The sequence below is a fragment of the Bacteroidota bacterium genome (assembly GCA_039111535.1).
In the GTDB taxonomy this organism is placed as follows: domain Bacteria; phylum Bacteroidota; class Rhodothermia; order Rhodothermales; family JAHQVL01; genus JBCCIM01.
On record JBCCIM010000307.1, the window covers coordinates 1 to 4,837 of the forward strand.

The following is a 4,837-nucleotide window of genomic DNA, read 5'->3' on the forward strand; positions in this document are numbered from 1 at the left end:
GTATCGGGTGGATGCCCAACATCACTCGATAAAGTATACGTGGAATTTCACCTCGCCATCAACGAAATCCCAACGTATGTCACCGTTTCCAGATATAGCACAATCATTACACGCAATGACGAGCTTTCTTTTGCGAGCCTGGGACAGGCTCGTGATGCGGGCTGAGTAGTGTAATCGGTTGCCTGGTATTCTGCCCCGAAGCAGTTGATGCCCGGGGCGTAGTGGACCGCCAATAGCTATCCGAATTTTGAAGATTCAGGTCTTCGACCCGCACATTAATCGGTAGTGGCAGTATGATATCCCAAGAAAAAGAAATTAAACAAGGCCGAAGTGTATTTTTCCGTTTGGATTATACCATTGGCTTACCGTACCTTAGGCAATGCATCCTGAAAGCGCATAGGTGTATGCGCCGAATGTCTGCGCCAGCTCCCCGACCGGCCTGTCATGACTTTTCATCAGGCTACTTCGTGCAGGTTATTTGCTAGTCAGGTACTATTGCTCTTTTTACACAAGTGGATCATACGACTTCCAGCTTGCTGGGTGTGATTGCCACCGTCTATTTATGCTTGCTTCCCATTCCCCGGTAAGACAATGAAACAGACACTGCTTGCATTCCTTGCAATGTCATTGTTTTCGTTATTGGCGCTAAGTCAACAACGCGTTGCCCTTAAATATCATGGCATGGTATATGGCCGTGATATTGAGATGGCCGGCGTTGACATGGCGCTCACCTGGATGACCAACATTGAAGGTGCATCCTTTGATGAAGTTGATACCGGTGCCACGGGAAATCCGAGAACCAATGTTACTGGCCTAACCCCCAGCGATGCCCTCGGCCCGGAAACGCAAGACTTTCTGGACAATACAGACCTCGATGACCTTGACGATTTCAATGGTATCGATACCTCACTGGTTCACATTTTTCAAGGCCGGCCCTACCCGTTCGACCTTGCTGTTAATGTCCAGTATGTTCGTCCAGATAACCCCAACTTTGCTTCTGCAACACCAACCCTCACAAAAGAAGTGACGGTTTCAGTTGTTGAGCGGGACTCAGCCCTGGTTGATCGCCCGCGTGTGAAAGTTGAAATCAAAAGAGTATTTTCGCCGGCTTTACTCGAATATCATTAATTTTACTGCCCCCCGATGCACATTCTACTGGACCATATCGGAGCATTTATCGTCGCCACAGTGCTATTTGTGTCGATGTTCACCATGATCAACCGCAGCAGGCAAAATGCGGTTGATATGCAGATTGGGCAGATTGTTCAAGAACAGGCGTATGACTTTGCCCGCGTCCTAGAACGAGACCTTGAAAATATCCGTTCTGAAGCGCAGGTCATCAAACGCAACCAGTTTATTGAACCAGATATCGAGGAATCAATTTGCGGTTTCGCCAGCGATGAGTTTGGCCGTACAACCAGCCTTATCTTCCCTACCCTCGCTGATGCGCGGTTGGGGGCTAATTCCGACATCGTCAATGTGCGTTATGAGCTGGTCCCAGCTGATACCTCACTCACGTATGCCGGCCAGGAACTGCAGCTCTTTACGTTAAACCGCTACCTCCGCCCCGGAGACTCAACCATTGAAATTCCGGATGGCAGCAGTGGCGCGTTTATCACCCATTTTGCAGTAACAATGCACACTGAGGGGGTTGGAGGCACTGAGCTTTCAGGCACAGCATCAACCGGGGAATGTCCTCCGGATGGTACGCTTTCCAAAACCCACATTGAAATCCAGGCAGCGTTGCCTTCTGCTGAATACACAACAGGAGACCAGCGCTCTACCAGTAATCTAAACGTGACACGATACGGCGCCGTTGTCTATTCCCCGAATAGATAAGGCTTATGTTGTTTTGTCGGCAGCTCGCCGGCATGATAAGCTTGACGCCCCAATAAGCTTAATAACGTTATGGGTAATTCAGCCCTTATTGTTGTTATCGCCTCTGTTCTCAGTGGCATCATGATCCTGCTGAATATTCAACGGATCAATACTGAATCCAACATCGTGCAGACGCAGATGGAGGAAGATGTGCTAGCGCGTGAGCTTGCCCATACCGGGCTAAGCCTTGCACTGGCTAACATCTACACAAATGATGGCCTGAGCAGCGCTAACTTCGAATTGGACTACCAAGGTGGCTTCATTGATGTTGACAACTTCGTTAACAGTCCTGAAACACAAGAACTTCAGTTTGATGTATTTAGCGAGTTTGGCGATGCCCAGTATCTCATCCATACCCGCTACCAGTATGAGGTAAACTTCCCGTTTGCCATGTACCTGGATGTGCCCAACCTGAACCTCATTACTGAGGAAGAATCTACCATTTATGGTGGAGCTGACGCGGCTGATGACAAGTTTTACCTCGGCACCAGCGAGTGGCAACGCCTCGAAGAACAGGAAGGCCTCAGCGGCCTGATTGATCTCCGCGATGTTGAAAACAATATCAACAGCGCGCTCGATGATGCATGGGATGGCCTGCCAGGTGAAATCACTGAAGTAAGCGTGCTGGATACTGAAGAAACGTTCAGTGACCAGTTGCCAGACATTGATCCAGACCAGAATAATCCGTGGCTGCAGGAATTTTACTTTCAGACACTGGACAACATGAGCGTCGGCACCCCCGACAGCCAGGATGCCCTTTACGAGGGTGACCACCTGTTCGGCTCAGAAGTACCCGGCGAACAGCAGAATTTTGCCTTTGGCGTGCCGGCTGCCACCGCCATTGTTCGCGTTGATGGTGACATGACCGTCAAAGATGGCAGCACGGTTACCGGACACGGCATCCTCATCGTAGAGGGCAACCTGACCGTTGAACAAGGGGCTGCCCTGGAGTGGAATGGTATCGTTTACCTCCGCCCCGAAACAACAAGCGCAACAGCCAAACTGGACGGTGCTGTAAATATCAATGGCGCGCTCGTTGCGTACCAGGAAGCACTGCCTGAAGGTAGCCACATGGACGTAACAACCAACCGCGACCTCACCGCCCGCTGGCAAAGCGCACGTGGTATTTTTGATTCGGGCCCCAAACCCATACCCGGCCCTTGGTTTGTACACCGGCACAAATGGGATGTTGAATGGGACGGCCGGCCACCCGTATCGCATGACCGTGAAGTAATCTTCCGCACGTTTGACGGCACCCCTACCCACGAGCCCAATCACCGGTTTAATGAAACACTGAATGCCATCAAGGCAGCAGGCATCAACAGAGTACAACTAGAATTTGTTAATCCCGGCCAGAGCGGCATGGGCATTTATTCCATCAAGTTCGCAGACAGCCCGGCTGGCGATCTGCCAACAACAAGATCTGTAGCCAGCGGCTTTAACGGTAGCACAAAGAGTAATGCCTTTTCGCCAGATGAACTGGTACATTTCAGTGTCTTCTTCCGAAGCCTCCGCATGCTGCGCCTTATGCGCGACCCGAAAGGGACACCCTTTGCATTTGACGGTCCTCACCGGGTGACCGACAACCACGACCGGGAAGGCGCTTTCCACATTCGCATCGTAAATGCTGATACGGATGAGTTGCTCTATACAACAGCCATTTACCAGCACATTCGCGAAATTGAGAATGATGAGTTTGAAGCAGAACTCAACGAACTCAAAGAAGACATTCAAGCCGGCAACTTCGGGCTAACCATCGACATGGGCCCGGGCGCTTCCATTCGCTACGACAACGTAGCCGCATCTAATGCACTTGGACGCACCAACTTCTCAGCGTTTGCACTCCTCGGTACCTGGAGCCAACGTTGCAACGCCACTGATATCAACTGCGATCTGACGCTTAACCCCAATTAAGCAGTGCAACATTATTTAATACAACAAAAGACCTTTGGGCGCTCACCCAAAGGTCTTTTTTGTTATACTGCTTTGTTATACTACAGCATTGATGTTCACCTATCCCCCACCGCATTCATGTACGTCAAAACTGTCTTTGCAAGCTTGCTGCTTGGTCTCCTCCTGTCGAGCTGTACCCGGCAACCCGAAACACGCCAGGCAACACCGCGTGCGCAAAACACTATACCTTTCAGGGTGATGTCTTTCAATATCCGGTATAACAATCCCGGCGACGAAGAACATGCCTGGCCACACCGCGTCGACCGCGTGGCCAGTACCATCCTGTTCAACAATACCGATATCGTTGGTGTACAGGAGGCGCTCAAAGAGCAGTTGGATGACCTTTCTGCCAAACTACCGGGCTACACATGGGTTGGTGTTGGGCGAGATGATGGCGCTGAAGCGGGTGAGTATACAGCCATTTTCTACAAAGAAGATCGCTTTTCCTTGCTAGCCAATGATACTTTCTGGCTGTCTAAAACCCCCGAAGTACCGGGCAGCAAAGACTGGGATGCAGCGCTTACCCGTATTGCAACCTGGGGGCACTTTGAAGACACCATGACCGGGTCCTCACTTTACGTATTCAATACACACTTCGATCACCGGGGAGCAGAGGCACGCACCCAAAGCGCCGGCCTTATTGCCTCTCGGGCCACCGAGATTGCCGGCGATGCGCCACTCGTTGTGACCGGAGACTTCAACTTCACACCGGCGGCTGACGGCTATGCAGCCCTCACCGAAAAACTATCTGATGCATTCCACACAACTAAAGAACCCCACCATGGACCAGCTTCAACCATATATCGCGGGTTTGAAGTGACACACGAACCAGGCCGGCGTATTGACTACATCTTTACCAATGATGTGCTCACCGTTCGACAGCACGCAATCCTCTCCGACAACTGGGATGGCGCTTTTGCGTCGGACCATCTGGCTGTGCTGGCCACACTGGCGCTCAACAACTGACCCGCCCGCAATGGCGCAAAAAAACTGATGGCGCAAAAAA

Annotated in this window: 4 protein-coding genes; all 4 read left to right on the forward strand. The window is 51.1% G+C overall.

What is annotated here, in order from left to right; translation table 11 throughout:
- Nucleotides 1-591 precede the first annotated feature (591 nt).
- The 4 genes from AAF564_26005 to AAF564_26020 all read left to right on the forward strand — a co-directional run bounded on the left by AAF564_26005 (nt 592) and on the right by AAF564_26020 (nt 4,797).
- Nucleotides 592-1,128, forward strand: coding sequence for a hypothetical protein (locus AAF564_26005; GenBank protein MEM8489027.1), 537 nt, complete (start codon nt 592-594; stop codon nt 1,126-1,128).
- A gap of 15 nt (nt 1,129-1,143) precedes the next feature.
- The gene (locus AAF564_26010) at nt 1,144-1,839 is read left to right on the forward strand and encodes a hypothetical protein (protein MEM8489028.1); all 696 of its coding nucleotides are present in this window, start codon (nt 1,144-1,146) and stop codon (nt 1,837-1,839) included.
- A 69-nt stretch (nt 1,840-1,908) separates the two neighbouring features.
- Nucleotides 1,909-3,792, forward strand: a complete 1,884-nt coding sequence (locus tag AAF564_26015) for a hypothetical protein (protein ID MEM8489029.1) — start codon at nt 1,909-1,911, stop codon at nt 3,790-3,792.
- Nucleotides 3,793-3,909: 117 nt separating this feature from the next.
- Nucleotides 3,910-4,797 carry an endonuclease/exonuclease/phosphatase family protein gene (locus tag AAF564_26020; protein MEM8489030.1) on the forward strand — a complete coding sequence of 296 codons (888 nt, stop codon included), beginning with the start codon at nt 3,910-3,912 and terminating at the stop codon, nt 4,795-4,797.
- The last annotated feature ends 40 nt before the right edge of the window (nt 4,798-4,837 follow it).